Here is a 24,484-nt window from a genome sequence, read left to right on the forward strand (position 1 = left end):
CGCCAGCGTTAGCCCTTGACCGATCCTCCCATGAGTCCTTTGACGAAATATTTTTGCAGCAGGAAGAAAATCGTTAGCGGCATGAGCATCGAAATAAAAGCAGCCGAGGTCAGCAAATGCCAGTCGTTGCCCTTGGAGCCGACAAGGTCAGCGATCTTCATGGACATAACCTGTACATCCGGCTGATTGCCGATGAAGACAAGCGACACAAGGTAATCATTCCACACCCAGAGGAACTGGAAAATGGCGATTGATGCCAAAGCCGGTACAGACAGCGGCAGGATCAGCCGGCTAAAGATTGTAAAGTGGCTCGCTCCGTCAATGAACGCCGACTCGAATAAATCTTTGGGCAACTGGCTAATGAAGTTGTACATAAAATAAGTTACGAGCGGCAGGCCGAATGCGGTATGTGCCAGCCAAATGCCCAAGTAGCTGCCGTTCAGGCCAAGCGCGGTGTAATCCTTCAAAATCGGGATAAGCGCAACCTGAAGCGGAATGACGAGCATGGCCATAATGATGAAGAACAGCGTTTTGCGCCCCGGAAAACGGAGCCATGCAAAGGCGTATGCCGCGAACGAGGCGATCAGCACCGGAATGATGGTTGCCGGTACAGCAATCGTCAGCGTGTTCCAGAAGGCCTGGGACAGGCCGGTTCCTTTTTGCACCGTTTCACTGCCGTCTGCGAGCTTCAGCTTATACTCCTTCCCGGATAGGACGTTCTTGTAGTTGTCCAGCGTGAATTCGGGCTTCATCTCCCAGCCGCGCTCCTGTACATTAATCGTGCGGGCTCTGCGGTTCTCCCATATGAGGCGGTGTTCGCCCTCGCTAGCACCGGCCTTTAACTGGTCATCGGTATAGGTTTTGCCGTTGACCTCGATCGGCTCCCTCAGATCGACTTCCATGGACAGCTGCACCGTCTCCCCGGCCTTCCATTCCTGGTGAGGAAACACCTTCCACCAGCCAGTCTGCAGTATATCCGCCGCGGGCCGGAACGAAGAAATGAACAGTCCAAGCGTCGGGAGCAGCCAGATCAAGCAAATGATGCCGAGCACGATGTTGACGAAGGTCTTGCTTCCCCTTTTCTTTTTACGGCCGACCATTTAGAATCCCCCCTGCTTGCGGAACTGTCGCAAATTAATAAAGATGACAGGCAAGACCGCGATCAGCAGCACGATCGCCAGCGTCGAGCCATAACCGAAGTTGCGGTACATGAAAAACTGACGGTAGAACTGCGTCGCTACAACCTCTGTATCGTATTGACCTCCCGTCATCACCATGACGACGTCAAATATTTTCAAAGTGAACACAATAATGGTCGTGGTAACTGTCAAAATCGTAGTCGAAATATACGGAATCATAATGCCGAAGAAAATCTTCACTTCGCTCGCCCCGTCAACCCGCGCCGCCTCCAGAATATCCTCGGGGACGCCTTTGATCGCAGCGGAGAAAATAACCATTGCAAACCCCGTTTGCATCCATATCAAAATGACTATCAGGAAAAAGTTATTCCATGGCTGGAGCATACTTGTCCAGGCCTGTGGCTCACCGCCGAAAAAAGTAACGATTGCGTTCAAAATCCCGATTTGCTCATCGCCCGGCTGATAATAGTAAACAAATTTCCAAATGACGCCCGCGGCCACAAAGGAAATCGCCATCGGCATGAAGATGATCGACTTGGCGATCTTCTCATAGCTGCTTCGATCCGCGAGAATCGCAATCAACAGGCCCAGGCTTACGCAGGCTAGCGTTCCGACGAATACCCACAGCAGATTGTTGCGCAGTGCCGTAGCCATAAGACGGTCGCTAAAAATAGCCGCATAGTTGGCCAGTCCGACGAATTTGTCTGAGGAGGCGTTGAAGAAGCTCAGGTAAAGCGTCCGCAATGCAGGCAGAATAAGCAGCCAGCCCAACACAAGGACGGCCGGACCGATGAAGATGAAGGGCAGCACTTTTTTGCGGACATGCTCCGGATACTGCTCGACAGCCCAGTTAAACGTATAGTAGATAAGATAAACGCCGATAACTCCCCACAGTACGGCAAATACGGCCGTCAGCAGCGGATGGAGCGTCGAATCGCGGAAAAACATAAATATGGAACCGTGGACAAAGATATTAATCAATAGTACAAGCAAGGATAAGAACACGGCTTTCATGCTAATTCTCGATTTTGCTTGTGCACTCATAGTAGGTCCTCCTATAAGTTTTGCGGTGCAAAACTGTCTTCGTAAGCGTCATACGTTTGTTTTGCGGAACAAACCGTCTTTGTTATCATACGCTCGTTGTGTGATGCCAAACGGATTCAAAGCATGCGCTTGTTTTGCGAGTTAAACGGTCTTCGCTGCCTTAAGCTGCACCGCATCGCTAGCAGCTCCCAGCGCAGGGGGTTCGCTGCATGACAGGGTCGGTCGACCACATAGCTGCTCTTTGTTCAAAGGTTCATTAGATAGGAAAAGAGGAGCAGCTAGCATTTGAAGCACAGTGCTCCTCTTACTTTTAATAACGCGGGAATTGAGGATAATGCCGGATCAGTTATCCCAGCCGGACTGAATTTGCTTCAACGCTTCGTCCAGCGTCGCCGTTCCGCTCACGTAGTCGGTCATGCCCTTCCAGAACGTTCCTGCGCCAACCTTCCCAGGCATCAGGTCAGAGCCGTCAAAGCGGAGGGTGGAAGCGTCCTGAACAAGCTTCGCCATGCGGCGGTCGGATTCGGAGCTGTACCAGTCCAGAGATGCGTCGTTCATCGGTGCGATCACGCCGCCAGATTGAACCCAAGTCTTGATGGATTCCCCCGTCGTGAAAAATTCCATAACCGCGCGAACCTCCGGACGATCGTTGAACATTGCATAGATGTCACCTGCTACGAGCACCGGTTTGCCGTATTCCTCATCGATGGATGGCAGGTAGAACCAGTCATAGTCCTCATCTACTTTGGCCGTTTCCGGGAAGAAGCTTGTAATAAAGTTGCCTTGGCGGTGGAACCAGGCTTTTGGCGGATCAGTGAACATCGGAGCCGAAGCATCGCCGAACGCTGTGGTTACGATCGATTTCGTACCGCCGTAGACATAATCCTTATTCATCCAAATGTCAGACATAATCTCCACGGCGCGCTTTACCTCAGGAGAAGTGAACGGAAGCTCGCCATTCACCCATTTGTCGTAATTCTCCGGGGAAGTAGTGCGAAGCATAATGTCCTCCACCCAGTCCGTAGCCGTCCAGCCCGTTGCTGCGCCGCTCTCGATACCGATGGACCAGGCCGGGTCGCCATCTTTTGCGATTTGCTCGGTCAAAGCCATCAATTCATCCCATGTTTCGGGAATTTCATATCCTGCTGCTTCAAACTGCTTCTTCGGATACCACACCAAGCTCTTCACATTGCTGCGGTTCCAGATCCCCGCCAGAATTTTGCCGTCCCTGCCGTCCATCGTTCCCATATCGATCCAGCTCTGGTTGTAATTCGCTTTCAATTTGTCCTGGTCAAGAATGTTGGTCAGGTCGATGACTTTGCCCGTTTTAGCGATAGAAGCCAGCAGGCCCGGCTGCGGGAAATCGGCGATATCCGGGGCATTGCCGCCGTCTACGCGAATATTGATCGTCGCCTCGAATTCTTTGGAGCCTTCATATTGAATATCGATACCGGTTTTCTCCTCGAATTCTTTAATGCTGCTCTCGAACTTCACCTGGTCAGCATCCACGAACGGGCCGAACATCGTTACCTTTGTCCCTTTGTACTCGCCTTTCAGCGCAAGCTCCAGCGGCGACAGGTTCTCACTGCTTCCTTCATTCGCCGATCCCTGGTTATTGGTTCCAGGCTGATTGTTCGCCGGCGGTTCATTCTTCGTCGCATTGCCTCCGCCACAAGCGCTAAGCACCATCGTGAATGACAGCAGCAATACGAGAAGCAATGACATTTTGCGTCCTACAGCGTTCTTCATCTTATGAACATCCCCTTTGATTAATTAAGTCTTGTGTCCCTGATTTCAGGGTCTTTGGGCAATACGATTTCTTGCCCTAGTCGCTTTTAGCGCACTTTTCTGCTCCTTCGATGCTTCTTAGAGCTTCTTGAAGGTGCCTTAAAAGCCGATTTAATTGCTAGCTCCTTGGTTAGTTCATGATTAGTTCATGATTAGTTCATGATTAGTTCATGATTAGTTCATGATTGGTCCAAGGCTGCTTCCATGCTGTTTTTTGTCGCTTCTTTGTCGCTTTTCCCCTGCTAACGAATTATTCTTTTCCAGGTTCACCCCCTTCAAGAACTTCGATCTCGTTTGCTCAAGCTAAGCATATCACGCGATACAGCTGTGCACAGGTTCACATTTCGCTGATTCAACATTCAAATTTTTACGATTTCCGTTCTGAAAGGCCTTTCAAATTCGACAGAAAACTAAGTTCCGAGAATGTACAGAAACACCGCTACAATACTAATGTATACTCCTGGCTTCTTGACAAAATCCCGCGGTTCTAGATTTATAGAAAATTGATTCTATCCGGCTCCGCATCTCTTTAGCATATTCGGCAATTTAGCCAACATTCGCTTCAGAATCGCCCTTCAGCCCAAAGGTTATTTTGCAAGGAGGCCCGTTCCAAATAGATGAATTAAATACAATAGAAAAACCGCCAGGGAAAATTATTCCCTGACGGCAGATGCTCGGTTTATTCGTCCAGAGCTCCAAATTGCCCATGTGAGTCTCGTTTGCCTACTCCAGATTGGCATGCCGGGCAAACATATCAGCGTCGGTCTGCCCAGTCTCCCGCTTCAAATCAATGATGATGCTGTCATAAATCAGCCAGCTCAACTGTTCAAAGGAAGATCCCTTTGTCTGGATGGACTTCGCGTTATCCCCTTCTTCCTCCACCTTAGAGGTGATGCCGGGAATTTTAATGCAGGCTGCAGCCATTGAACCAATCGTATTCGAAGGAAAAATCGTCAGCGTAGCCAGCTTTGCTCCCTGTTCGACTGCCTTTTGCGCCATCGCCTTCAAACTGGCGGTTTCGCCAGAGCCGGAGCCGATAATCAGGAGATCGCCTTGCTGAATGGACGGTGTAGTAGGTTCTCCGACAAAATACGAGCTATAGCCCAAATGCATCAGGCGATTGGCGAATCCTCTGGCCGCGAACCCGGAACGGCCGGCCCCCGCCACGAACACCCGCTTGGCTTCGGTAATCAGAGCCTTCACCGCGTCGACTTCTTCGCCATTCACCCGTTTCGCATCCTCTGTCAGCTCCTCCAATATCGCCAGCAAATTATTGCAAGGTCTCATGCTCTCTCCTCCTTCAGGCTCTCCGTTCCATCGCTTCCTTAATCAGCCGGGCTTCCTTGACCGGATCCTCCGCATGGGTAATCCCGGTGCCCACGATAATGATATCGGGCTCCAGCGCAACGTATTGATCGATTGTTCGGCTGTTAATGCCCCCGGCAACGGCGATTTTGGCTGACTTGGCATGCGCCCTCATCACCCTAAGATCATCAATCGGCTGCCGGCCGGCTGCCTGCTGGTCAGCCCCCGTATGGACGGCAAGTACATGAACCCCCAGCTGCTCCAGCTCTTCGATCTTTTCCGGCAAATTGTCTACACAGATCATATCGACTACCAACTGCTTGCCGAACTCATTCGCAGCCTTCAGGCAGGCTTTGATCGTCAGTATGTCGGTCACCCCAAGGGCTGTCACGTATTCGGCTCCGGCGTCAAAAGCCAGCTTCGATTCTAAAAAGCCACCGTCCATAATTTTTTCATCAGACAATATTTCCTTATCCGGAAAGCATTCCTTGAATCTCTTAACCGCATTCATGCCCTCGGCGATGACAAAGGGGGTTCCGATCTCGATGATATCAATGTAGTCTTTGACCTTCTCGGCAAATTCCAGCGCTTCCTCCAGCCTCAGCTCATCCAAAGCCAACTGCAGCTTCATCTTTCTGTCTCCTCTCCATGAATCTTTATTTGAAGGCAGGGCATTGCCCCGGATAATCCAAAAGCTCCTTCAGTTCCTCATCCAGCCGTACAATCGTTAGCGACAAGCCGTTCATATCCAGGGAAGTCACGAAGTTCCCAATCAACGTGCGATCGATCCGGTGACCCTGTCCCGACAGGATTTCCGCCACCTTGTCATACACTACGTACAGTTCCATCAGCGGGGTCGCGCCCAACCCGGACAGCATGACAGCCAGCTCCTCCGGCTTGCTGAAGCCAAAATCCTGCAGGATGGCGCCGGTCATTTCGGCGGCGATTTCATCCGCCGTCTTCAGCGGCTCCACCCGGATTCCCGGCTCGCCATGGTGGCCGATCCCGAACTCCATCATTCCTTCTTCGATGGTAAAGTTGGGAGAGCCGGCTGCCGGGATCGTGCAGGAGCTGAGTCCGACGCAGATGCTCCGGGTATGGTCGACGGCCTTCTGCGCGGCAGCGATCACCTCATCCAGGGAGCCGCCCATCGCCGCCCTTGCTCCCCCGGCCTTCCACATGAACAGGCCGCCGGCAATGCCATGACGCTTCTCTCTCGTCTCGGGCGGGGAGGACGCGATATCGTCCGTCGCAGTCACATATTTCACGGGAATTCCCTCGTCCTCCGCAAGCTGTACCGCCATTTTGACATTCATGTTGTCGCCCGCATAATTGCCGAACAGGCAGGCTACCCCTTTGCCGGAATCGGCTTCGAGAATTGCATCCAGGAACGACTGGGCTGGCGGTGAAGCGAAAACCTCGCCGATGGCAGCCGCATCCACCAGCCCCTCGCCCACATAACCGAGGAAGGCCGGTTCATGGCCGCTGCCGCCGCCCGTTACGATGCCTACCTTGCCCTCTGCCGGGGCCTGAAGCCTCTTCACCACGCGATTATTGCGCTTCGACAGCTGAACCGTATCCCCATGGGCTTTGACATACCCTTTCAGCATATCGTCTACGATGAAATCGGGATTGTTCACAAAACGCTGCATTTCAAACCCCTCCTTCTTCTGCTTTGACCAGCTGTAAGGAAGCCTCGGCCAGGGCTTCCAGAATGATATAGCAGGAAGTCGCTCCGGCGTCCTGATGCCCGATTGCGCGTTCTCCGAGACGGCTCCCGCGCCCCACTTTGGCTGCCAGCTCCTTGGTAGACTCGAGGCCCCGCTTCGCAGCATCCAGCATACGCTTCAGGCAGACCTCCATATTTCCGCCGCCGGCCGCCGCTTCTTCATACGCCTTTACTGCGGGGTCCAGCACATCGATCAGAGTCTTGTCACCCACCTGTGCGCTCGTCAGCATGGCAATCCGACTATAAGCCTTCTGCAGCATATTCTGCAGGACCGCGGCATGAATGACGGGCTCGTCTTTGGAAGCTGCAGCCATCCCCCTGAAAAAGCTGCCGTACAAGGGCCCCATCGAGCCGCCGATTTTGCTGACCAGTATGCTGCTGATCGTCAGCAAGCCTTCGCTCATATCAGCATCAAGCTCGCCGAGCTCCTCGCCGGCCATAGCGAAGCCCTTGCTCATGTTGATTCCATGATCGCCATCTCCTACTAAAGCATCGATGCGGCTCAAATAATCCCGGTTAGAGCAGACGGCTTCAATTATAGCTGTCACAACGGCGATGCCCGCCCTGTTCGTAAATTCCATCCGTGATCATCCCCTCCCTCTTTGATGCTGCCGCTGTACCCGGTACAGCTCTTCATAATGCTGCATAATGCCCTCATGCAAGCGGGATGCCGCCGGAATCCCGGTATAATGCGCAATCGCGGCGCCGATTCCGTGTTCCTCTACATACAACCGCAATTCCTCGCATTGGCTGTCCGCATCATTGCGGAAGAGAAATGCGGCGGCGATGCCTTGCTGCAGCCGGCTGTTCTTAAGCCCGTAGGCTTCGCATTGCAGGCAAGGGGCCACCAGCCGATCATCAGCATGCAGCTTGCGAATCGGCGACCTGCACACCCGGTTGATCGTATCGACGATGCCTGGCGTCTGAAAGCGGGCAATCGCAAAGTCGACATATTCGGCCAGCTCCTGCATGGAGAAGCCGTATTTGCGCTCCAGCATTCCCGCCGACTCCAGCATGGTCTCGCGCACTTCCCGTACCAGCTCGTCATGATGAAATACATCCTGGATAATTTCGTAGCCGTACACGTGACCGATATAGCCGGCCCAGGCATGCCCGCAGTTGATGATATATAATTTCCGCTCTAGAAATTTCTGCAGATTATCGGTATACACGGCCTTTCGAATCGGGTTCGTGCCAGGTTCAGCCAGCTTGTTCTGTTCAATGACCAGTTCGTAGTCCCGGCCGATGTTTATGACCGCCTTGCCCTCCCGCTTATCCTCCAGCACCAAGCGGTCGACGGCCGTATTCGGAAATGATGCGATCTCATCCAATTCCTTCTCCGAGAGGCCTCCCTCCAGCTCCAGTATGCTCTTCTTCAGAATATCGGAGTTGAACATGGCGTTCTCGCAGGCAAGGATATTCACCTTGCTCTTTCCTGCCTCCCGCCTGGCTTTGAGGCCTTTCAGCAAAACGGGCGCGATTCGCGGCAGATTGTCGGCCCACACCGAGGTTGTAATGATATCCGCATTCGCCAACGCCGCCACGGTCTCTTGCTCCTCGGTGATGGAAGAGACGGCACGCACACGGTCAATCGTTCTCCTGAGATAATTTTGTTCGATCACGTATAGATCGTAAGCCTTGTCCCGGTTAATCTGAGCGATGATCGCGGGATCCACATCGACAAAGGTGATGTCGTATCCCGAGTCATGCAGCAGATCACCGATAAATCCTCTGCCGATGCTGCCGGCTCCAAAATGCACCGCCTGCAAAGGTACCACCTCTTTTTGTTATGAATTTATTCTTGTATGAATTCTGGCGACCAAGGGCTTCCCTTAGAAAATACCGGTAAAGGCTCCGAGAATACTTACCGCAATGATCATCAGCATAATAACCGTGAAATTCTGGCTCTTCTTATTGAGCCACCAGTACAGGCCGAGTACAGCCAATAGAGGCAGCAGGCCGGGGATGATCCCGTCCAGAATGTTCTGCAGCACAAACGGCTCGTTGCCGTTGCCGAAATCGAACTGCAGGGGGGTGCTGAGCTTGACATAGGTGGACGATAATGCCCCCATCATGAACAATCCGAGCGTGCTTGCCCCAACGATCAGATCCTTGATCCGCCCGGAGTGCAGCAGTTCCCGGATGGACGCCTTGCCAGTGCGATAACCGTACACGGACAACCGGAGGCCGATCAGAATCTGAATCAGCGGCAGCAGCAGGAGGACGAACGGACCGATAATGCTCCCGGTTGCGGACAGCGTCGCCGCAAGCGCGAAGATGATCGGCTTCAGCGTAGCCCAGTCAATGGAATCGCCGATCCCCGCAAGCGGCCCCATCAGCCCTGTTTTCATCCCGGTGATCGATTTGTCGGTGATCGGCTCTCCCTTGGCCTTCTGTTCCTCCATGGCGATCACGATGCCATTGACCGGCGACCCGAATACAGCCTCCGTATTATAGAAAACGAGGTGCCGCTTCAGGGCCTCCTTCATATCCTCCGGGTCGGAATACAGCTTCTTCAGCACCGGGATCATGGCCGTTGTAAAGCCGAGCGCCTGAAGCCGTTCGTACGAAATGCCCATCTCCGCTACCATATAGTAGGTCAGCCAGTTGCGGCGGATGTCCTTCTCGGTAATCAATTTACCGGTTTCCGTGCCGGCTTCTGCTGTTTTCTGCGTTTCCGTCATTTCCATCACACCTCCAAATTCTTCTTATTATTGTTGTAATAAGTGATTAGAAGAACTGCGCACAAGCCGAAAATAGCCGCTCCGATCACAGGAATTCCGCTGAATTGAACTAAGAAGTAACCGATGATGAACCACGGAAAAAGTTCTTTTTTCCCAATGACGAACATCGTCAAAGCGAAGCCGAGAGCTGGCAGCAGACCGCCAGCCACACTGAAGCCGTGAACCAGCCATTCCGGAATGCTGTTCATGAAGGAGTTAACGGCATCCGCACCATAGAGAATAGCGAAAAACGGAATCGGAAACCGGAAGAAAAAGCTTAAAGCAGTAGGATAAACGACGGAAGCAAGCACAATCTTTCGGGTATTTCCTTCCTCCGCATACCGGTCGGCCATATGAACGAATATGACATTGACCGTCTTGCGCAATTGATCGACGAATACGCCCATGACCCCTACGGGCACGGCAATGGCAACTGCCAGCGCCGGTGTAAGCCCGGACCCGATCGCAATGGGAATAGCGATAAGTCCTGCGAGACAGTCATCGGCGGGAAGATTGGAGCCCGCGGCAACCAGGCCAATATAGAGAATTTGCACAGCGGCCCCGATAATCATCGCCTGCTTGACATCGCCCATGATCAGCCCGATGGGGAGAGCGGCAAACAATGGCTGCCGTATCGCATGGGTGATTGCATAACCGATATCCGTTTTACAAATCCAATACCATAAACCCGCAAATATACTTACGACCAGCAATTCCATCGCTTATCCCCCCAATTTTTTCAATGCTTTATCCAGCGACAGCTTGGTTTCCTCTGGGGTCACCTGGAAGTAAACCTCAACTCCCCGATCCCTCATGCAGATCAGATTGTCTGCATCCTCCCGGTCAATGGAAATTCCTTTAACCACGGATGTCCGATTCCCGGCTGCGCCAAGTCCGCCAATCTGTACCTCGGCAAATACAATGCCCCTCTCCACCGCGTTCCGTACATCCTCAATGTTCTTGAACAGTACGAGAATGCTGCCGCTGTCATACTGCCCGGCGTTAGCCTGCTCGACGAAAGAAGCGATGGACAGCACTTCCACCTTGATGCCGGGAGGGGCCGCCATCACGTAAATATCCGCCATGAACTCGTCCTCGGAAAGCTCGTCGTTAACGACAATCATCGTTTTGGCTGTGACGGTATTACTCCATTTCGTAACCACCTGTCCGTGAATCAGTCGAAAATCGACTCTGACCAGCTTGACTCCGTTTAACATGCAGAACCCTTCCTTTCCTTGATGATTTTAGTGATATTGCGAATGCCTTCGGCCCCGAATTCAATAATCTTGTCTTCAATGCCTTCCCACTCCCCCAGCGATCTGCGCGTTTGCGCCTCGATCAGCATCGGGAGGTTAACTCCGCAAATGACAGAGTAGCCATCCCTTTTCGAAAAATAAGCGCCGATATTCGAGGGAGTTCCTCCGAACAGATCGGTCAGGAAAATGGAATCCCGCGGCGCATCGGTTAACCGGGCATCGATATATTCAATCAGCGTCTTGCTTTCCATTCCCTCCAGGAGAGAAAAGCAATACACATCCTCTAATTCTCCGATAATGAGTTCTGCGCTTCTTTTGAGCTCCTCCCCGAATGTCCCGTGCGTAATGATGATAATCCATGGTTTGCTGCTCATTGTCATCCTCCTGTCTTTAGCCTCTGGATTTGCCGCCAGTAACATTCACGATCGTGCCTGAAATATAAGATGAACGGTCAGACAACAAATACGTAACCAGATCCGATACTTCCTCCAGCTTGCCGCGTCTCCCCAGAGGGATCACTTTCATATAGTCGTCGGATACATCTCCTGGCTGTATTCCCCTCGTATAAGCCAGGGCTTTTACATGCTCGGGATTGCCCATCGGCGTAGGTTCATTGATCCCTGGAGAGACGCCGACGACTCGAAGATTGAAACGGCCAAGCTCTTTGGCCCACGACAGGGTGAAGGAATTCAGAGCCCCTTTGGTTGCGGAATAAATGCTTTGGCCCTTGGAGCCTTCCATGCCGGCCTCGGAGCTAATGTTCACAATAACCCCGCTTTGCTGCCGGATCATGACTCTTGCTGCCGCCTGGGCACAGAGAAAGGCGCCTTTCACATTAACGTTGAACATGAAATTAAAATCTTCCTCGTTAAATTCATGATCCTTGTCGCCGTGATAATAATCCACTAGCAGTCTGGGTCGGTTGACTCCGGCATTGTTCACCAAGCCATCGATCCGGGAATATCTCTGCACGACCTTGTCCATCATTTCTTCCACTTGAAGCTTGTTCGTAATGTCGCACGGGATAAAATCTACGTTGTTGTAAGCGGATCCAGAAATATCAGCGATAACAACCTGTGCTCCATTTTCACTGAGACTCTGCACTATGGCAGCTCCAATACCTGAGCTTCCTCCGGTTACGATGACGACCTTCCCCGCCAAGTTCAACCAATCGCCTGCCATTGTTCAATTCCTCCTTAATTATGCAGCTTTGCAAGACATCGTGACGTCGTGACATCCTACTGTTATGATTACACTGTTTTTTTTCTTTGTCAAGCGCTTTCATAGAAAAAAGAACAAAAATAAAACCCGCCGCCCTAATTTCTCTGCTTTAACGAGAAATTGGAAGCGACAGGTTTATCCTATCCACATCTTTATTTGCTAATTAATGACTGCTATTCTTTGTATCTCAACCTTACCTTAAACCGGTTAAGATCGCCTCTGTCTCTGGAAACGGAATATTCAATCGGCCGATCCTTATCGTCATAGGTGACTGTCTCCACCAATTGGATGGCAAAATCCGGCTCTATCTTCAGAATAGCGGCATCCTCGGCGCTGGCATTGATTGCCCGGAAGGTCTTGTTCGCATAACTGATTTGAAGTGAATAGTGCTCTCTTAGCGTTGCAAACAGAGAGACTTCCGAGAAGTTGAACCGCTCCAGCTCAGGCGTTATATCTGCCGGAACATAAGTCGTCACCAGCACGGAGGGCTCATTCTCAATAAAGCGGAGCCTTTCCAGCTTATAGAACAAAGCCGGCTCCTGCCCGAAAATGCTCCTCAAAGCCTCATTCGCCATAACACGCTCAATGCTTAACAGTTCCGTTCTGGCGCTCAGGCCCTGGCGGCTGGCTTCTTCATTAAAGCTGCGCAATTCCGCCAGATCCCACTGGTTCAGCTGCTGCTTGGTTACAAAGGTGCCGACCCCTCTGCGCTTTTCCAGATAGCCTTCGCTAACCAGCAAATCAATCGCCTGTCTGACTGTGGTTCTGCTGACTCCATACATCTTCATTAATTGGGTTTCGGGAGGCAGGCTGTCATTTACTTTGTATTCTTCATTTCTGATTTTATGGATCATATCTTCTTTAAGCTGAAAGTATAAAGGAATTGGACTGTTTTTTTCCAGTTCATACTGCGCTAAATTACCCATTATGTCCTCCTAACTGATTAAGATGTCACGTTGTCCGTACTTCCATTATACAGTAATTATGAATCGTTGTAAAAACAGCCTGCAAGCCCGATTAAGGCTCGATTCCCCAGACCAGAGCCCCGTTGTTGTACAAGGTTACTTTGTTCCAATCGGTATATGAAGTCTTCGTGGCATCGAAGGAATAATCATTATTCTCGTCGAGGTTCGACCAATCGGATTTGGACATCCGCAATTGAATGTCCCCGGTCTGCCCGCCTGCCGGAATAGAGCCTGCCGCCGCCGAGAAGCTGAGCTCGACATAGGTGTCGGCATTCGTTCCGGATGTGCTGCCGAAGACGGCTTGAACGTTGCTCGTGCCTACTTGGGCCCAATCGATCCAGGCATTCATCGTTTGAGCACCGTCTTTCGTAAAGTAATAGCGAATTTTCAAGCTGCTCAGATCGACCGCGCTGGTTCCGTTATTTTTGATATTAAAATGCGGTTTGATCTGATTGTCGGTCGCGTTCGTATCGCCAGCACGGTATTGCAGCACAAGCGAGCCGGATGGCGCCGTCGCTGCCTGCGGGGTCACGCTAACCTGCGCTGAATTGGCGCTGGATCCCGCGCTGTTAGCGGCGCTTACTACATAATAATACGTGCTGCCGTTCGTCAGCCCCGTATCGGTGTAGCTGGTCGCTGTAACGCTGCTGGCGATGGTCGTGTACGGTCCGCCGCTGACCGCTGCTCTTTTCACCGTGTAGCTTGTCGCTCCCGGGGATGCATTCCAGCTTAACACGGCTTGGGCATCCCCGGCTGCTGCTGTTAGGCCTATTGGGGCGGCCGGTGCAGTCGGCTCCGTTGGATTCCCGCCGCCATTGTCCGGAACCGGCTGATAGCCAGGGGTCGTGTAAATACCGCTTAGTTCAGAAGTAGCCAGTGTACCATAGGTGCTGTTAACGATGGTTTTCCCCCAATCCGTCAGACTTCCCGCCGGTCCAGTCGCCAGATCCAGATACTCGACGCCCCCGCCATTGCCGTACCAGGACCAAGCGAGCCAGCCAACGCCTTTCTCCTGGGTGTAGCTCAGGATTGTTGCTTCATCCACGTCGCCGCTGGAATGCTTATGCCCGAATTCACCGATGATGACCGGAATATTCAGAGCCAGAGCGTTATCGATGTTGCTCTTGACCGTCGCTGCGCTGCCGCCGGCATATTCGTACATATGGATGGAGAAGATCGTATTTTTCAGCGTATCTGTACTCGCAACGGACAGGCCTTTCTCAAAAATAGAGTTCGGATACTGTCCCCAGCCTGCGGCATCCACAACGAGCGTGTTCTTGATGCCTGCATTGCGAAGCGCCGGAATCGCCGCTTGATATCCGGCTGCCCAGCCCTCCGAGCTCCAGGAGCCGAACCACTCATTGGCAATGTTGACGATGACGCGATCCTCTTTCCCGATTAACGCATCTTTAATGCTAATCCAATAATCTACGGCACGATTCAGCGTAGAGACCGAATCCGAGCCTGTCGCATCATGCACCTCGAGCACCGTAATCAGATTGTATTGATCGCATAAGTCGATAATATTCTTGACGGAAGCCACATCGTCCCTCGTCCACTGCCCCCCATCCGACAATACGATTCTCACGGTATTGGAGCCCGTTGCAGCAATGGCGGGTATGGCGGCGGCCAGATCATTCTTGAACCAGGTGTGAGCATGGTTGACTCCCCTCATGACGAAAGGCTTGCCCGTCGCATCATACAGCGTGGTACCGCTTACATAAAATCCTTTGACTGGCGTAGCAGCGGCGGATGCATTGCCGCCAGGAACCACAGCAGAGGCTGCAATAACAGTCATGGCGAGAAGCACAGCAGCAAAAGATTTCAACAGTTTTCTGCTCATAAATAGAACCCTCCAATCAGAATTTGGATGATGAGTTGAGACCGGGTGTCGCTATTTCGTGTATACTGGCACTTGCAAGGTAAGCGCTTACTTGATGGCGTTACTCCAATCCTCCTTTCCTGCAAAAAATAGATATATATGGAAAACTACTTTTATCATACATTATTTGTAAGCGTAATTCCATAGTTTATTAGATTTTGTTAGCATTAAAATAATAACAAACCAATCGAATGGTCATAACAACTAAAAAGATGCCCCATCACTATAAATAGCTGATAGGGCACCTCTTACTAAAGTATGTATGTATTTCTTATGGTCTATTCTGCCGGTACAACTTCCTCTGCCTCACCGCGTTTGCTTGCTAACTTTACTGGCAGCTGCCATGCCGTTATTATCGCCAGTAATACAAAGATGATATCCATCCCACTGAACAGGGATGAGAAAAACTGTGGAAATAAGCGGATGACCTCCAACTGGAACATGGACAGGATCCCTTCTGCTTCACCGATCAAAAAGTAGCCATACACAAAGTATTTACCAAGCAAAATGCCCAGCAAACTTGCAACAACAGATAACAGCTGGTGAGCTCTAGTTACCCTTTTCGCAAAAAAAGATACTGCAAAAGCAGCCAGTCCTCCAATCGCCCATGCTACGATCCCTACCTCGTACTCCGTTACCACCACGATCAGTGCCCAGACGGCCCCGCCAATGATCGCAGCAATTAACGCTGCTAACCCTGGCATAACATTTTTACTCCCGTTCATTCTTCTACTCCCATCATAATAATATTAGCTACACCAATAATTATGTATGCCGATACATATTATTCAACAAAGAGTTATAAATTCCCTTTATTCGACAATATTTTGCATCTTAACTGTATAATTCCCTGCCGAGAGCTGTTTTGTTTATGCGCCTCTCCTTAATCCTTCATTAGCATAATAAGCGGGAACTGATTTCTACCAAATTCGGTTAGTACGGTTAAGGAATATTCAACATCACATATTGTGCATACTTCAAAATTAGTGTGTTATACACTAATATAGTTTTAGGCATGAGATATAGTTAAATCATGTAAATTGAACCATTATTAGAAAGGGAGAGTGCTCTATTGGATACTTCAACTAATATCAAAAAGGAAATTCTAGCTGCTTATCAGTTCAGGCATGCCGCCAAAGAATTCGACAGCAGCAAAAAAATCAGTGCGGAGGATTTTCAATTCATCCTGCAAACAGGACGCTTGTCTCCCAGTTCATTCGGATTCGAGCCTTGGCGTTTTGTTGTTGTACAAAATCCGGAGATTCGCGGGAAGCTTCTTCCTTACACCTGGGGAGCTCAGAAGCAGCTGCCGACCGCCAGCCATTTCGTCCTGATTCTCTCCAGACAACCTAAAGACATGGCGGCAGACTCCGATTATATTCAAGAGATGATGAAAAACGTGCAGCAGCTGCCTTCCCATGTGATTGAAATGAAAACCAAGCTCTACGATAAATTCCTGAAGGCCGATTTCAAATTACAGGACAATGAACGGGCCATGTTCGAATGGGGGGCCCGGCAGACTTATCTGGCCCTCGGCAATATGATGACAGCCGCTGCCCAAATCGGCATCGATTCCTGTCCGATTGAAGGCTTCGACAAGGTAGAGATCGAACGTATCCTTGCCGAGGAAGGCATTCTGGATGCCGAGCATTTCGGAATTGCCTGCATGGTCGCCTTCGGCTATCGTCTGAACGAACCGAGGGAGAAAGCACGGCAAACTATGGAACAAGTGGTTCAGTGGGTAGAGTAAGGTTTGGAGATAGAATTGTGGACAGAAATAGGGTAGACTTCCGAATGTTGATTTCATTTAACATACTGATAGCCCACCAAAAAAGGAGACCGCATTCTAAAAATGCAGTCTCCTTCTTTAAAAGTAAAGCGTTGATCTTATGGCGTAATCCCAACTCGCAATTGATTCTGTTTATTGCTCAAGCCATCGTTGCTTTAGAGCATCCGCATAATTAAGGATATGTTGTGCATATCGATAAGGCTCTAAATCTGGATTAAGCTCGGATCGCTGCAGGATGCTCTGTATACTGCTTCCTATATCCTCAAGAGTTGCAAGAATCATCTCTTTTTGCTCCTTGCTAGCATCGGCCTTTTCAGGATCTACAACTCTTGCAGGAAATAAGAGTGCATTCCATGATGTTATGCAAGGTAGCTTGGCTTCAATCACTTCGAATAAAGCTTGAACTGAAGCTCTTTCACTCTCTGGATAACAGGAATAGTAGTCGCTAAGAATTTCCTCCATTTGATCACTCCACAACGCTTTGCAAAAAACATAGCTGTTAAATCCATGTACCCATTTCCAAGGATAAGGATCCGAACCTCGATAGGGAACGACTAAATTCACCATGCCGAGCAGATTCAGCTTCTCGTAATATGCTATGTCCTTCAAGATGCGCTGTGGTAGAAAAGGGAACAAGTTCGTCAGCATGAAGTGATCACTATAGTATTCAAAGATAGTTAGCTTACGCTCCGTGCTTTTAAGGTTATGCGCCCAATCCTCTAACGCCTCTTTCGCCCTGCGATCACTTTCATGCGGACTGTTATCGTATCCGTACCGATAATCCCGACCCCAAAAAGCAAATAGTGTATCGACTTCAGCAGATGGCTTTGCTTCACTTCGCTCCAGCATATTCCAAGCTAGGCCTGCATTATAGGCAATATGTTCTACCTCTACATCTAATCCAGATTGACATAAGCTAGCCTTCAATCTTTCCGTAAATTGTACGTAATATTCGAGGAAGCCTTCTGTTTGCCGATCCGCGATGTCTTCCGGCCACAACGATATTCGAGTTAAATTGGGCACGGTATGGCAGTATGCTGTAATATCCTGTAGAAACAGGGTTTGCCATGTACTATCTTTGAAGTTCAGCTGTGATTTGGCTGTATACGGATGATCTGCTTCGGCATTCAGTTCCTCGTATTCTTTTTTATTCAAAAAAAACTTCATACTATGACCGCCGAGCGTGACCTGGATTCCGCGCTTGATCAATTCGGGAGCAATTTCTTCACCCACTTGGTCCCATAATGAAAAAGTAAAGAACATTTCATTAATTTTATTGTGACCAAACCAATCAATCATTTCTTTTAAGTAATGTGGCTCATTGATCGTTTCGAATACAAACCCTCTGCGTTCCATTCTTGGAGCATACCATCGAATTGTCTTTCGAGCAGGTTCCGAATCTACCCGATACTGCTGCTTCATGTTAGAAATGCTAGACGGCGAACCAGGATATACGGTGTGAAGGCCCCAGGCCTCCTGTGCGTATTGATATACAGCGTATAATGCTGCTCGCTCTGATTTGCCTGAAAGAACAATCTTGTTCTCCGTCTCATAGATGACGAATTCATCACTAAAGCCAGAGTCTCTCCATTCATCCACGCCTAGCAGTTCTGGCTGCTTATTCTTCAGCTCTTCCCAAGTCCCAACCCATACCTCATCCTTAGGCATAGTTACAGCCCTACCGGAGAGCTTCAACAGCCTGTTCCATTCCTCGCAGGCGAAAGCAAGTACAGGATGATTACTTTGTATGATTAGTTTACTCATCACGAACAGCCCTCTCCACCAATCCTAGTTCAGCATTCCCTTCTATTAACCGTTCTTGCAATTCAAGAATTGGAACCTCCGCCACAGCACAGTTATACAGCGCAGCCATCGCAGCTGCGGTGCCTGCGGCCTGACCAATCGCCATACAGCTAGGGGTCAAACGGGTCGTAGCCTGGGCCTCATGTGTCGTGGAAATACATCTACCTGCTAATAATAAATTTGAGTTATTTAGCGGAACAATGCTGCGATATGGAATATCGTATGCGCCGCCTTCCCGAATAAAATTAGCAGTGACACCTTTCCCCTCTGGATTATGAATGTCAATTGGATAACCACTTCGGGCAATAACATCATCAAATCTTTTACCATCTAATACATCGGTGCCATTCAACATATATTTACCGATAATTCGTCTTGATTCTCTAACCCCGATCTGAGTTCCAACCGCTGTAATACTAGCATTTTGAAATCCCGGAATGGATTTTTGAAAGAACGCCTCTAACAGCAGTACTTGTTTGCGTCCCTCGATCTCTGCCTCGGTCAAATCTTCAACATTCGTTGGATCCAAGCCGGATACCCGGGATACGTTTACAAGCACCTCATCCTCACCAGGTCCGCTAAAAAACAAGATACCATCACGTTGGATAGGAAGAGCGGCATCCCTCCACTTGGAATAGAATCCCATAACTCCTGTAAGAGGCAAGATATTCAACTCCGAAATTAATGATTTCTCGTAGAATTCTGTAGGATTCTCTTGCATATATTGCTTGACCTGATTCAAATCAACGCCCTTCATACGAAATTTCATGGTCATCGGCTGTACTTTTTGTTCGAGATTTCCCTGCTCCCAGGGAGCGCCTGCCATGTAAGCAATATCTCCCTCTCCAGTTGCATCAACAAACACCTTTGCTCGGAGCGTCGATAATCCACTTTTATTGTAAAGAGAAATACCCCGTATACGATCTCCCTCGGTTTGGACATCAATAGCCGCTGTATGCAGTAAAATATCTACTCCCGCTTCCTGAAGCATGTCGCAAGATAAAACCTTGTATACCTCAGGATTGTAGGGCGTCAGTGTGTGAACAAATCCAACCGTATCCCTTAAGTGACCAGGGGATGCGCCAAGATCTATCAACCGATCTACAATTTCTTGAGCGATCCCTTTGATAACTTGCTCACCCGTTGCCGTATGAAAGGTCATCCATGGGTATACCATCGCAGCGGTAGACATACCGCCAAGGAAGCCATAACGCTCTACGAGAATCGTCTTCGCTCCATTTCTCGCCGCGCTAATGGCAGCCGTAATTCCCGCCGGACCTCCTCCAAGAACTGCTACATCGTATTCTTTTTGCAATATAGACAATAGATTCCATTCCCTTCATGATTAAAAACTTTAAAACCTATCTAAATTGTAAAAGACAGGGTTTTGCTTCGGAAAGAGAGCCCCAAGCACAGGGTCATGTAGTGCTTCCGGGTTAGAGCTATCACAGCCTTGAAACAGTAAGATCGTAAGTTCCTCTTGGGTTAACGTTATTTTTGAGTATTCCATCCCTTGCCGTGGATCAGCCTCGATCGATAGCTGTCCGTCCAAATAATGAATATATGCTTCTTGTCCTGCGCAATCCAATCGGATCTGGAGGGATTTCCCGGCATATGCTTTGTTATTTTGTAGCCTCTTTTGAAAAAGGGCAGCCAGCTTGGCCAGTAAAGGCTGGAGCCTGATTATCTTCCACATCATATAGCGTTTCGTCTTCTTCTCTGCTCCCCATGAGGTTAATTTTTCGGTTAGATGATGATCTTCGGGAAGGTATGCTAGTATTCGGCTGACCTCAGGCCGCTGTTCAACCAAAGCGTGAAACAAGGGAACAACTGCACCTTCCTCGCCCTTAAGATAACCTAACTCCTCCAGATAGGCAGCCCCGTCCTCAGTCTGCTCAGAAATATGCCCATACGCTACGACAACCCCATTCCGTATAGCCAAAAAACAGGTAGACGCTTTCCATTTAGGAAATTGAAGCCGATCTTTCCAATGGGCCGCCGGCCTAATCACCGTGCAGGTTCTGGTCTCGTTAAATTGCTTATATATGTTAGAAACATCATCCAAATGAGTCGGATCAAACGGACGGATATCATAATTTGAGCTACTGTTCACCTTGATGTTTGCCTTATTCAATTCATACAAAGTTTGAGGAAAGGTACTCCAACCCGATTTTTCGTAAAAAGGGGTAAGGATAGCAAAAAGCAATGAAAGGTCATACTCCTGCTGCTCCATCCATTCAGTTAAGCGATGCAGCATTTGTTTGCAATATCCCTTCCCTTGATACTCGGGAACTGTAGCTACACTCCCTATTCCTCCGACTTTCACTTCTGCGTCCTCAACACGGATGTTTAAAGGAAACACTTGTATAGTAGAAGCGATAGCCTCTTGCTGCAGCGCAATCCAGGTAGTAGAGCTATCATAGGCTGAATCATGATCTAGACGCATTTGAAAAAAATCTCTGCCAACGGGGAATGCGTTTCCAAGAATGTCATAGACGGATTCCAACTCAGCACGATTTGCAATGCTGCGAATCTCAATTTGATCGTTTATCACTGAAAATACAAGCCTCCATCCTAGTATTTGATGACTGTAGCGATCGTTTCCGTTGGCGTTCTATAATTCATATAAGCTTCTTCAGCGTCATCTATTGAATAGAGATTAGTTATAAGGTTCTTTATCGAGATTCGCCCGTCAGCTAACAAACGAATGTATTCCTCAACATTTCTACCTTCCGTCCAACGAACATGACCGATCGGATAATCTTTATTCTCCCTTTCATACTGAGGATCATACCGACCCGGACCACCAGCGCGCGAGATGAGCACCTGAGCTTCCTTTCCGAACATTAGCTCTCTAGAGAACTCAGCTGTCAGATCACCAACAATAACGATTTTCCCACGATCGCGAATCCATTTGAGCGAGCTATTAATCAATTGCTCTCCCGGTCCGCTTGCGCAATGCAAGACAGCATCTGCCCCGTAACGTCCCGCCGCATCGGCTAATCCTTCTTCCATCTCCGCTTGACTGTGATACATATGAGAGAATCCACGCTCTTGAAGCATAGCTACCCGATCCTCTCTCAGATCCAAGCCTATGGTTCTATAAGCCGCTGCTTGAGCAATCTGTGTGATCATGTTACCTAGAATACCAAGCCCGACGATGACGACGGACTCTCCAAATTGCAACTGAGCTACACGAAGTGCATGAATTGCAATCGCACCCAAACCAGCAAAGGCCGCCTCTTGTGGATCGACATGGTCAGGCACAACAGTTACCAAATTAGCGGGAACAGCCAACCATTCCGCATGATGCACATAGGGGGCGCCATAGCAGGCTACGCGTTGACCCACTTGAATATGCGGAATACCTTCGCCTACTTGTTCGACAATTCCCACTGCATTGTAGCCTAACGTGACGAGCCGATCAGATGCCTGTCTAACCAGTATCATCTCCGTGCCGGGACTAATAGCCGAATATTCAGTCCTTATAAGCACATGACCGTGCAATAACTTCGGCTTCTCCCGTACTGTTATGATAATTTTTCCGTTTTGAGTAGTAATCGTCTTCATCTCGTATTTCACTCCAAACCTATCATTTCATATTTTGTTTTCGATATTCACTCGGAGAAATGCCAAAATACTTTTTGAATGTCGTCGTGAAGGTTGAGGAATTTAAATAGCCCGTCTTCTCTCCAATTTCACCGATAGATAACAAGCTGTCCTTCAGCAACTCCCTGGCGTGTGATAATCTCACTTTATTAAGATATTCGACATAGTTGATGCCAAACGTCTTCTTAAAGTAGCTCGAGAAATATTTTGGCGAGGTTTCCACAACCTCCGCAATATGATCTAGATATAAGTTCTCCATATAGTGCAGCTCGATGTAGCGAGAAATAAAGCTAGGATTCAATTTATTAGTTTGTTCAGACTTACTATGTTCGGAAATATGCTTCGCTACATCTATAAGCGCTTTCTCGATATCCAAATAATGATGTGCGCAATCGATCTTTCGTAAAAACTGTTGCTCAAAATTATACATTTCATTGTCAGCGTTAACAGTATCCTCTGCATGTCTCAGCATATACATGAACATCGTCTTAGCAATATGAGCCATTTGATGATGATGCACATTTCGAGCTGCGTTCTCCCTGAACGTCTCAGAAATGATTTCTTTGCCTTCTTGGAGCTTTCCATTTGAAACGTAGTTAGATAGCTTCTCGATTTTATCGAAAGGGAAATACAGACTCCATTTGTACTGAATCTTCTCAACATCCAGTACATTAGACTTTTCGTTAACTATTCTATATAGCATGCCATTTACCACGTTACGATACGCTAACTTATAATTCTCAAATTCTGTAGCGTATAGCTTGCTTACACTAACATAGATTGAATAGCCTACCAACTCTCCTTGTTCCAGGTTGGTAAACAATAGTTTCAAACGCTTTAACAACACTGCACGCTCATCTGGTTTAATGCCCACAAGCGAGACGAATTTCAGGTTGTTATCGTAGAATACCTGAACATCACTTTGTTCTTTCAACAAAGCTGCATTGATAACGGCTATAATCTTCTCTATTGGTAATGTTGTTTGCTGCTCCGTACCCTTCTCATTTAAATGAATCATGAGCAACACAAAGTACTCGCTGCGTAAAATATCTCTGCCATATTTCCGCATCTCTAAATCATGCTCCGGAGTCGAGTAAGCATATTCATCCACTGCTTGAAAAAACACATTTCTTCGTACTGCCAATTCCATATACTCCATTTGTTTTTTGGTAGAGTCGATTTCCATTTGCATTTTTACAATACCGCTTAATATTTTACGGAAATCATTTCCTCTACTATTGCCGCCGCCTAACTGACGAATAATTTTCTTGACTGGCTTATTTAAATAGACACTTAGAAGTACAGATATCAAGACCGCACAGATGATAGCCGATAACATAATCAGTTTGTTTGCTTTAGTCACTGAATCAATATTATGAAATTGATATGGCGCTTTATCAACATACACAAATCCGTTAAAATCGGATTTATATATGTTATATTGATAATCTTTTTTTGTTAAAGTGGCTTCATGAAATGAATTGAAATAAACATCATCAAACATGCCAGATAAATCGGAATTAGCATCTGTACTAAGAATGACTCTGCGTTCTTGATCAAGTACGATCAGTGAAGCACCTGGAATCATCAATTCCTGGTTCACATACTTCAATAAAGCGGCCTCATCTATTAAAATAATTATATTTTTATTCGAAATACGAACCTTATTGCCACCAACTGCGACCATAAGCTTTTTTCTATGCTGAGACGTATCCGTTGCGATTTTAAAATATTGCCCAGGTAATATTCTGAATGAATTTTTCCCCTTTGCATAAGTCCGCCAATAGCTCTCATTGTACAAATCATGCTTGTATTTGTTCTGGAACAAATGGCTAAGACTACTCGAGCCGGTTGAGGTGATGGCTAGATCCATGTCATCATAGAAAACAATCACTTCTTCAATGAAGTCAACGGAAGAGACAAGCGTAGCAATACTCTCTTGCATCGTGTAAACCTTTAGCATGTCAATACGTCCGTCTTCTTCCGACTCTAGACTGTTATAAGGAAGTCCATGAATAGAGTGAATAATGTTGTTAATCGATCGAAAGCTATTGTCGAACGATTGAATCATTGTCTTTATTGCTAGAGTATTGTTTTGTGCGACTTTTTCATAAATATCAGAAATTGAATTTTTGTATACGAAATAATTGGATACGAACATTATGCCGACGACTAAGAGCAACGAACAAAAGATTTGAATGATGCCCAAATTTGTGATGTAACGCTTCAAG

Annotated in this window: 22 protein-coding genes; 1 reads left to right on the top strand and 21 read right to left on the bottom strand. The window is 48.4% G+C overall.

The features are described from left to right. Positions 1–8: 8 nt before the first annotated feature. From BN2762_RS23555 to BN2762_RS23630, 16 genes are all read right to left on the bottom strand, one after another. Complete coding sequence (locus BN2762_RS23555; RefSeq protein ID WP_055109251.1) at positions 9–1,100, bottom strand: carbohydrate ABC transporter permease; 1,092 nt, start codon at positions 1,098–1,100, stop codon at positions 9–11. Continuing rightward, positions 1,101–2,183, bottom strand: a complete 1,083-nt coding sequence (locus tag BN2762_RS23560) for a carbohydrate ABC transporter permease (protein ID WP_055109252.1) — start codon at positions 2,181–2,183, stop codon at positions 1,101–1,103. Between the two features lie 342 nt (positions 2,184–2,525). Further along, a complete protein-coding gene (locus tag BN2762_RS23565; protein ID WP_055109253.1) occupies positions 2,526–3,932 on the bottom strand; it encodes an ABC transporter substrate-binding protein in 1,407 nt (468 codons plus the stop codon). A 762-nt stretch (positions 3,933–4,694) separates the two neighbouring features. Then, on the bottom strand, positions 4,695–5,258 hold the full coding sequence (hxlB, locus tag BN2762_RS23570) for a 6-phospho-3-hexuloisomerase (RefSeq protein ID WP_055109254.1): 564 nt from the start codon (positions 5,256–5,258) through the stop codon (positions 4,695–4,697). Positions 5,259–5,271: 13 nt separating this feature from the next. Further along, the gene (hxlA, locus tag BN2762_RS23575; RefSeq protein WP_055109255.1) at positions 5,272–5,907 is read right to left on the bottom strand and encodes a 3-hexulose-6-phosphate synthase; all 636 of its coding nucleotides are present in this window, start codon (positions 5,905–5,907) and stop codon (positions 5,272–5,274) included. Positions 5,908–5,932: 25 nt separating this feature from the next. Further along, positions 5,933–6,928, bottom strand: a complete 996-nt coding sequence (locus BN2762_RS23580; protein ID WP_055109256.1) for a dihydroxyacetone kinase subunit DhaK — start codon at positions 6,926–6,928, stop codon at positions 5,933–5,935. Position 6,929: 1 nt separating this feature from the next. Next, on the bottom strand, positions 6,930–7,586 hold the full coding sequence (gene dhaL / locus BN2762_RS23585; RefSeq protein ID WP_055109257.1) for a dihydroxyacetone kinase subunit DhaL: 657 nt from the start codon (positions 7,584–7,586) through the stop codon (positions 6,930–6,932). 6 nt (positions 7,587–7,592) lie between these two features. Then, entirely contained in the window at positions 7,593–8,765 is a 1,173-nt protein-coding gene (locus tag BN2762_RS23590) for a mannitol dehydrogenase family protein (protein WP_230202646.1), read from the bottom strand. A gap of 72 nt (positions 8,766–8,837) precedes the next feature. Then, positions 8,838–9,689, bottom strand: coding sequence for a PTS system mannose/fructose/sorbose family transporter subunit IID (locus tag BN2762_RS23595; protein WP_055110364.1), 852 nt, complete (start codon positions 9,687–9,689; stop codon positions 8,838–8,840). A gap of 5 nt (positions 9,690–9,694) precedes the next feature. After that, on the bottom strand, positions 9,695–10,447 hold the full coding sequence (locus tag BN2762_RS23600; protein ID WP_222861110.1) for a PTS mannose/fructose/sorbose/N-acetylgalactosamine transporter subunit IIC: 753 nt from the start codon (positions 10,445–10,447) through the stop codon (positions 9,695–9,697). Between the two features lie 3 nt (positions 10,448–10,450). Continuing rightward, positions 10,451–10,945: a PTS sugar transporter subunit IIB gene (locus BN2762_RS23605; RefSeq protein WP_055109259.1), complete on the bottom strand. Its 495-nt coding sequence runs from the start codon at positions 10,943–10,945 to the stop codon at positions 10,451–10,453. Continuing rightward, a complete protein-coding gene (locus tag BN2762_RS23610) occupies positions 10,939–11,358 on the bottom strand; it encodes a PTS sugar transporter subunit IIA (protein ID WP_055109260.1) in 420 nt (139 codons plus the stop codon). The genes BN2762_RS23605 and BN2762_RS23610 overlap by 7 nt, the downstream gene beginning before the upstream one ends. Before the next feature lie 16 nt (positions 11,359–11,374). Next, a complete protein-coding gene (locus tag BN2762_RS23615; RefSeq protein ID WP_055109261.1) occupies positions 11,375–12,166 on the bottom strand; it encodes an SDR family oxidoreductase in 792 nt (263 codons plus the stop codon). A 212-nt stretch (positions 12,167–12,378) separates the two neighbouring features. Then, a complete protein-coding gene (locus tag BN2762_RS23620; RefSeq protein WP_055109262.1) occupies positions 12,379–13,131 on the bottom strand; it encodes a GntR family transcriptional regulator in 753 nt (250 codons plus the stop codon). Positions 13,132–13,222: 91 nt separating this feature from the next. Then, positions 13,223–15,013, bottom strand: coding sequence for a cellulase family glycosylhydrolase (locus BN2762_RS23625; protein WP_055109263.1), 1,791 nt, complete (start codon positions 15,011–15,013; stop codon positions 13,223–13,225). A 317-nt stretch (positions 15,014–15,330) separates the two neighbouring features. Next, the gene (locus tag BN2762_RS23630) at positions 15,331–15,777 is read right to left on the bottom strand and encodes a hypothetical protein (protein ID WP_055109264.1); all 447 of its coding nucleotides are present in this window, start codon (positions 15,775–15,777) and stop codon (positions 15,331–15,333) included. A 347-nt stretch (positions 15,778–16,124) separates the two neighbouring features. Here BN2762_RS23630 and BN2762_RS23635 point away from each other — a divergent pair, with 347 nt between their 5' ends. Further along, the gene (locus BN2762_RS23635) at positions 16,125–16,802 is read left to right on the top strand and encodes an NAD(P)H-dependent oxidoreductase (RefSeq protein ID WP_055109265.1); all 678 of its coding nucleotides are present in this window, start codon (positions 16,125–16,127) and stop codon (positions 16,800–16,802) included. A gap of 171 nt (positions 16,803–16,973) precedes the next feature. Here the strand turns inward: BN2762_RS23635 and BN2762_RS23640 are convergent, their stop codons facing one another. The 5 genes from BN2762_RS23640 to BN2762_RS23660 are packed head-to-tail and all read right to left on the bottom strand — an operon-like array spanning position 16,974 to position 24,483. Beyond that, positions 16,974–18,605 carry a beta-N-acetylhexosaminidase gene (locus tag BN2762_RS23640; RefSeq protein WP_055109266.1) on the bottom strand — a complete coding sequence of 544 codons (1,632 nt, stop codon included), beginning with the start codon at positions 18,603–18,605 and terminating at the stop codon, positions 16,974–16,976. Beyond that, the gene (locus BN2762_RS23645) at positions 18,598–19,959 is read right to left on the bottom strand and encodes an FAD-dependent oxidoreductase (RefSeq protein ID WP_055110369.1); all 1,362 of its coding nucleotides are present in this window, start codon (positions 19,957–19,959) and stop codon (positions 18,598–18,600) included. The genes BN2762_RS23640 and BN2762_RS23645 overlap by 8 nt, the downstream gene beginning before the upstream one ends. 39 nt (positions 19,960–19,998) lie before the next feature. Continuing rightward, on the bottom strand, positions 19,999–21,198 hold the full coding sequence (locus BN2762_RS23650; protein ID WP_055109267.1) for a GNAT family N-acetyltransferase: 1,200 nt from the start codon (positions 21,196–21,198) through the stop codon (positions 19,999–20,001). A 20-nt stretch (positions 21,199–21,218) separates the two neighbouring features. Further along, positions 21,219–22,214: a zinc-dependent alcohol dehydrogenase gene (locus BN2762_RS23655; protein ID WP_055109268.1), complete on the bottom strand. Its 996-nt coding sequence runs from the start codon at positions 22,212–22,214 to the stop codon at positions 21,219–21,221. Positions 22,215–22,236: 22 nt separating this feature from the next. Beyond that, positions 22,237–24,483, bottom strand: a complete 2,247-nt coding sequence (locus BN2762_RS23660) for a helix-turn-helix transcriptional regulator (RefSeq protein WP_055109269.1) — start codon at positions 24,481–24,483, stop codon at positions 22,237–22,239. Between the last annotated feature and the right edge of the window lies 1 nt (position 24,484).

This window comes from Paenibacillus ihumii (assembly GCF_001403875.1).
In the GTDB taxonomy this organism is placed as follows: Bacteria; Bacillota; Bacilli; order Paenibacillales; family Paenibacillaceae; genus Fontibacillus; species Fontibacillus ihumii.

Coding starts and splice junctions, on each gene's coding strand:
- BN2762_RS23555 (WP_055109251.1), bottom strand. CDS start 1,100: ATGGTCGGCCGTAAAAAGAAAAGGGGAAGCAAGACCTTCGTCAACATC.
- BN2762_RS23560 (WP_055109252.1), bottom strand. CDS start 2,183: ATGAGTGCACAAGCAAAATCGAGAATTAGCATGAAAGCCGTGTTCTTA.
- BN2762_RS23565 (WP_055109253.1), bottom strand. CDS start 3,932: ATGAAGAACGCTGTAGGACGCAAAATGTCATTGCTTCTCGTATTGCTG.
- hxlB (WP_055109254.1), bottom strand. CDS start 5,258: ATGAGACCTTGCAATAATTTGCTGGCGATATTGGAGGAGCTGACAGAG.
- hxlA (WP_055109255.1), bottom strand. CDS start 5,907: ATGAAGCTGCAGTTGGCTTTGGATGAGCTGAGGCTGGAGGAAGCGCTG.
- BN2762_RS23580 (WP_055109256.1), bottom strand. CDS start 6,928: ATGCAGCGTTTTGTGAACAATCCCGATTTCATCGTAGACGATATGCTG.
- dhaL (WP_055109257.1), bottom strand. CDS start 7,586: ATGGAATTTACGAACAGGGCGGGCATCGCCGTTGTGACAGCTATAATT.
- BN2762_RS23595 (WP_055110364.1), bottom strand. CDS start 9,689: ATGACGGAAACGCAGAAAACAGCAGAAGCCGGCACGGAAACCGGTAAA.
- BN2762_RS23600 (WP_222861110.1), bottom strand. CDS start 10,447: ATGGAATTGCTGGTCGTAAGTATATTTGCGGGTTTATGGTATTGGATT.
- BN2762_RS23605 (WP_055109259.1), bottom strand. CDS start 10,945: ATGTTAAACGGAGTCAAGCTGGTCAGAGTCGATTTTCGACTGATTCAC.
- BN2762_RS23610 (WP_055109260.1), bottom strand. CDS start 11,358: ATGAGCAGCAAACCATGGATTATCATCATTACGCACGGGACATTCGGG.
- BN2762_RS23615 (WP_055109261.1), bottom strand. CDS start 12,166: ATGGCAGGCGATTGGTTGAACTTGGCGGGGAAGGTCGTCATCGTAACC.
- BN2762_RS23620 (WP_055109262.1), bottom strand. CDS start 13,131: ATGGGTAATTTAGCGCAGTATGAACTGGAAAAAAACAGTCCAATTCCT.
- BN2762_RS23625 (WP_055109263.1), bottom strand. CDS start 15,013: ATGAGCAGAAAACTGTTGAAATCTTTTGCTGCTGTGCTTCTCGCCATG.
- BN2762_RS23630 (WP_055109264.1), bottom strand. CDS start 15,777: ATGAACGGGAGTAAAAATGTTATGCCAGGGTTAGCAGCGTTAATTGCT.
- BN2762_RS23640 (WP_055109266.1), bottom strand. CDS start 18,605: ATGAGTAAACTAATCATACAAAGTAATCATCCTGTACTTGCTTTCGCC.
- BN2762_RS23655 (WP_055109268.1), bottom strand. CDS start 22,214: ATGAAGACGATTACTACTCAAAACGGAAAAATTATCATAACAGTACGG.